The sequence below is a fragment of the Pseudomonas sp. HMWF006 genome (assembly GCF_003061205.1).
Lineage (GTDB): Bacteria > Pseudomonadota > Gammaproteobacteria > Pseudomonadales > Pseudomonadaceae > Aquipseudomonas > Aquipseudomonas monsensis.
In genome coordinates this window covers 1-3,437 of the sequence record NZ_QAIU01000007.1, presented here as the reverse complement: position 1 = coordinate 3,437, position 3,437 = coordinate 1, and the positions used below count along the sequence as shown (strand labels likewise).

Below are 3,437 nucleotides of genomic sequence, written 5' to 3'. Positions count from 1 at the left end.
GCGTTGGAGCGGTAAAACACGCCGCTGCGCAGGGTGCCGTCGTGGGCCGTGGTATACGCGGTGGTGATGCCGGCGATGTCACGGAAGTTGTCGATGCTTTGCAGGCGCGGCGTATCGAGCGGCACGGACTCGGCGGCGTGGGCGGTAGCGATGGACAGGCTCAGGATGGACAGCGAACAGACAAGACGTTGAAACACAGTGCAGCCTCATTGGATTAAGCGTTGGGCTGCTGACTATGGATAAGCGAGTGATACTGAATATGACAGTTTCGGTTTGTGCGCAAATGCCTGCGCGAATGGGCCGTGGGGTGCGTGATTTGTCCATGAATCCAGGGCACGCAACTGCTACAGGGTTGGGGGGAGCCTTCCCCTGGTCCTTCGGTGTGTTTTGTTTGCGTTGTTTTTGAGGCTGGAGGTGGCGGTGTAATCAAAGGCGCCTGCGCCGATTATCAAGGCCTGGGCTGATTGTCACCGAGTGCACCAAGAATCCGTTCGAGTTCAGGCCGCGTCCACCGCTCCCAAGGCAGCACATCCCGGGTGTCGCCGGTGTGCCAATGCTCTCCCGCGTCAAATGCGAGGTAGATCGAGAAGGCGGGCTCGGGCATTTCTTCGCGCACGCCCAGGTCGACGATGTCGCTGAACAGACTATTCATGACCTCATCGCACGCGTGGAAATCACGGGTGCCGGCCAGGAACTGCCGGGCCATCGCTATGGCCACTTGGTTCAACAGGTCGCGAGGCGTGACCTGCAGGTCCCGACACAGGCTGCCCAAGTCATGAAGGGTATCTTGCAGGATGACGTTCAGGGCGTAATCCAGATCTGCCGGGGTCACAAGCGTTTTCATGGGTCAGGCATCGTCCGTTGGTGCGCGGCGCAGGGTGAGCAGAATTTTTCTCTTGAGCAAAGAGTTGCCGGTGGTGTGGTATTAATTCCCGACTCGTCATCAAGGATCAGTGCCCATGAACCACCGCAATGTTCGAATCGTCGCCCAGCACCTGCTCTCGGACAACTGGTATCTGCTGAAAAAAATCGACTTCGAACTGCAACGCCGCGACGGCAGCTGGCAAGCGCTGAGCCGTGAGGTGTATGACCGTGGCAATGGCGCCACGATCGCGCTCTACAACCTGGCGCAACGTTCGGTCATCCTCATCCGCCAGTTTCGCATCCCGACCTTCGTCAACGACCATGACGGCTACCTGATCGAAACCGCTGCCGGGCTGCTGGATAACGCCAGCCCCGAAGAGCGCATTCGGCTGGAGGCGGAGGAAGAAACCGGCTACCGCGTGCGTTCGGTGCGCAAGGTCTATGAAGCGTTCATGAGCCCGGGCTCAGTGACCGAGCGTCTGCATTTCTTTGTCGGCGAATACCATCCCGAAGACCGCATCAGCGACGGCGGCGGTCTGGCCGACGAAGGCGAAGACATCGAAGTGCTGGAATTACCGTTTGATCAGGCGCTGGCGATGGTCGATGACGGGCGGATCATGGACGGCAAAACCATCATCCTCTTGCAATACCTGAAAACCGTCATACCGCCCTCACCTGCGCTGATGATTCTGGTGGCCGGCCCTTATCGCTCCGGCACCCGCGACGATCCCGCGGCCATCGCGGCCAATCTGCATGCCATGCAGGCGTGCGCCGCCGAGTTGCTGCAGGCCGGGCATTTTCCACTGCTGGCCGAATGGGTAGCACTGCCACTGGTACAACTGGCCGGCTCGCAGCACGTTGGGGATGAGGTGTATCAGGCGCATTTTCACGACTACGCGAAAACGCTGTTACAGCGTTGCGACGCGGTACTGCGCATCGGGGGTGAGTCCGCAGGCGCGGATCAGATGGTGGAACTGGCCCGACAACGGGGACTGGCGGTTTATCACGACTTGCGCGAAATCCCCGCTGCCGGGCGGCGCTGATCTCAGCGAGTCGGGCCAACGACCTCAATCTGCGTAATGCCGACCAGCTCGGCCTGTTCGAGGATCTGCTCCGGTGTCGCGTCTGCCGAGGGCATGATCAGGCCGTTTTCCGCGTCGCCGTAATGCAGTTCCAGCAGGTGCCTCGCCGCCTCATGCTCGGCGAGTCGGACCTCCTTGATCTCGAGGTCGTGGCTACGCGGCTTGCCATTGAACAGGTATTTCAGGACAAAGTTGTGCATGGTCGGATCCCGTGGGTGTGATTGGAAGGCAACTGTTTATCCTGACGCACCAGTCAGCTTTTAAGTTCAACGCCATCACGAAAGGCGGGAATGTCAGTGATCCGGTCAAACTTTTACCGACGCCAGGCGTCCCTTCTTAAACGGCCGACATGGCCCGGCAAACCCAACCAGCTGACCTCAGCTAAGGACTGGCAATGACCTTTTTCATTTTCCTTCTGGCCTGCGCGGCAGCGGCCACCACCGGCATCATGTTCAAACCGGGCGAATGGTACGCCGCTTTGATCAAGCCACGGTTCACCCCGCCAAACTGGGCCTTTCCGCTGGCCTGGACGCTGATTTACCTGCTGCTGGCCTGGGCCGGCTATCGCTTGAGCCTGATCCCCGGCAGTCAGACCGTGCTGGCGTTGTGGGCGGCGCAGATTGCCTTGAACACGCTGTGGACCCCGGTGTTCTTCGGCGCGCATCAGGTGTTGGCAGCGATGGTGATCCTGACGCTGCTGTGGCTGGTGGTCGCGGCCATGGTGGTGCTGGCGTTGCAACTGGACCTGATCACCGGTCTGATTCTGTTTCCTTACCTGGCGTGGCTGTGTGTGGCCGCTGCGTTGAATTTTTCCATCCTGCTCAAGAACCGCTGATGACGAACGTCAATTTGGGTAATAAAACACCCTGGCCGCAAGGCGAGCGAGAGTTGGCGCAAGTGCGCGCCTTCAACCGGAAGCTCGCCTGGTTGCCGCGCTTCAAGATCCGCAATCGCCTCACGCCTCGGCTGATTCAGGCGTTGTTGCGGGTCAGTCAGTTGGGGGGCGCCGGCAAGCTGCGCAAACAGGGGCTCGGCGCGCAAGGCAAACGCCTGGCGAGCGGCGCTGGCGTGCGGATCATCCGGCCCAAAGGCCCGGCCAGAGGCGTGGTGCTGGATTTCCATGGCGGCGGTTGGGTCATCGGCAATGCGCAGATGAATGACAACTTCAACGTTGCCATCGTGAATGCCTGCAACGTCACGGTGGTATCGGTCGATTACCGGCTCGCGGTGTCGACGCCGATTGAAGGCCTGCTGGAAGACTGTCTGAGCGCCACACGCTGGTTGCTCAGCGAAGACGAGTTCGCCGGTTTGCCGGTTGTGGTAGTCGGGGAGTCAGCCGGGGCGCATCTGGCGGCAGCGACGTTGCTGGCGCTGCAATCCTCAGCGGATTTGCTGCAGCGCATCAGCGGCGCGTTGCTGTATTACGGCGTGTACGATTTGACCGGCACGCCGAGCGTACGCAACGCGCCGCCGGAAACACTGGTGCTGGAC

6 protein-coding genes are annotated in these 3,437 nt (G+C 60.5%); 3 read left to right on the top strand and 3 right to left on the bottom strand.

Annotated elements, in window-relative coordinates; translation table 11 throughout:
* Both DBR24_RS00180 and DBR24_RS00175 read right to left on the bottom strand, forming a co-directional pair.
* Window positions 1-197, bottom strand: a 197-nt coding sequence (locus tag DBR24_RS00180) for a tyrosine-protein phosphatase (RefSeq protein WP_146188916.1), incomplete at its 3' end; no start/stop codon positions are given.
* Window positions 198-448: 251 nt separating this feature from the next.
* Complete coding sequence (locus DBR24_RS00175; protein ID WP_123464209.1) at window positions 449-844, bottom strand: hypothetical protein; 396 nt, start codon at window positions 842-844, stop codon at window positions 449-451.
* A 115-nt stretch (window positions 845-959) separates the two neighbouring features.
* Here DBR24_RS00175 and DBR24_RS00170 point away from each other — a divergent pair, with 115 nt between their 5' ends.
* Complete coding sequence (locus DBR24_RS00170) at window positions 960-1,907, top strand: NUDIX domain-containing protein (RefSeq protein WP_128613531.1); 948 nt, start codon at window positions 960-962, stop codon at window positions 1,905-1,907.
* Between the two features lie 2 nt (window positions 1,908-1,909).
* On the opposite strand, the gene DBR24_RS00165 is transcribed toward DBR24_RS00170, so the two are convergent.
* Entirely contained in the window at window positions 1,910-2,146 is a 237-nt protein-coding gene (locus tag DBR24_RS00165) for a hypothetical protein (protein WP_128613530.1), read from the bottom strand.
* 194 nt (window positions 2,147-2,340) lie between these two features.
* Between DBR24_RS00165 and DBR24_RS00160 the strand changes: the two genes are divergently transcribed.
* Both DBR24_RS00160 and DBR24_RS00155 read left to right on the top strand, forming a co-directional pair.
* On the top strand, window positions 2,341-2,781 hold the full coding sequence (locus DBR24_RS00160) for a TspO/MBR family protein (protein ID WP_123464204.1): 441 nt from the start codon (window positions 2,341-2,343) through the stop codon (window positions 2,779-2,781).
* The coding region (locus DBR24_RS00155) for an alpha/beta hydrolase (protein ID WP_128613529.1) at window positions 2,781-3,437 on the top strand (657 nt) is incomplete at its 3' end. The genes DBR24_RS00160 and DBR24_RS00155, both read left to right, overlap by 1 nt.

Coding starts and splice junctions, on each gene's coding strand:
- DBR24_RS00165 (WP_128613530.1), bottom strand. CDS start 2,146: ATGCACAACTTTGTCCTGAAATACCTGTTCAATGGCAAGCCGCGTAGC.
- DBR24_RS00160 (WP_123464204.1), top strand. CDS start 2,341: ATGACCTTTTTCATTTTCCTTCTGGCCTGCGCGGCAGCGGCCACCACC.
- DBR24_RS00170 (WP_128613531.1), top strand. CDS start 960: ATGAACCACCGCAATGTTCGAATCGTCGCCCAGCACCTGCTCTCGGAC.
- DBR24_RS00175 (WP_123464209.1), bottom strand. CDS start 844: ATGAAAACGCTTGTGACCCCGGCAGATCTGGATTACGCCCTGAACGTC.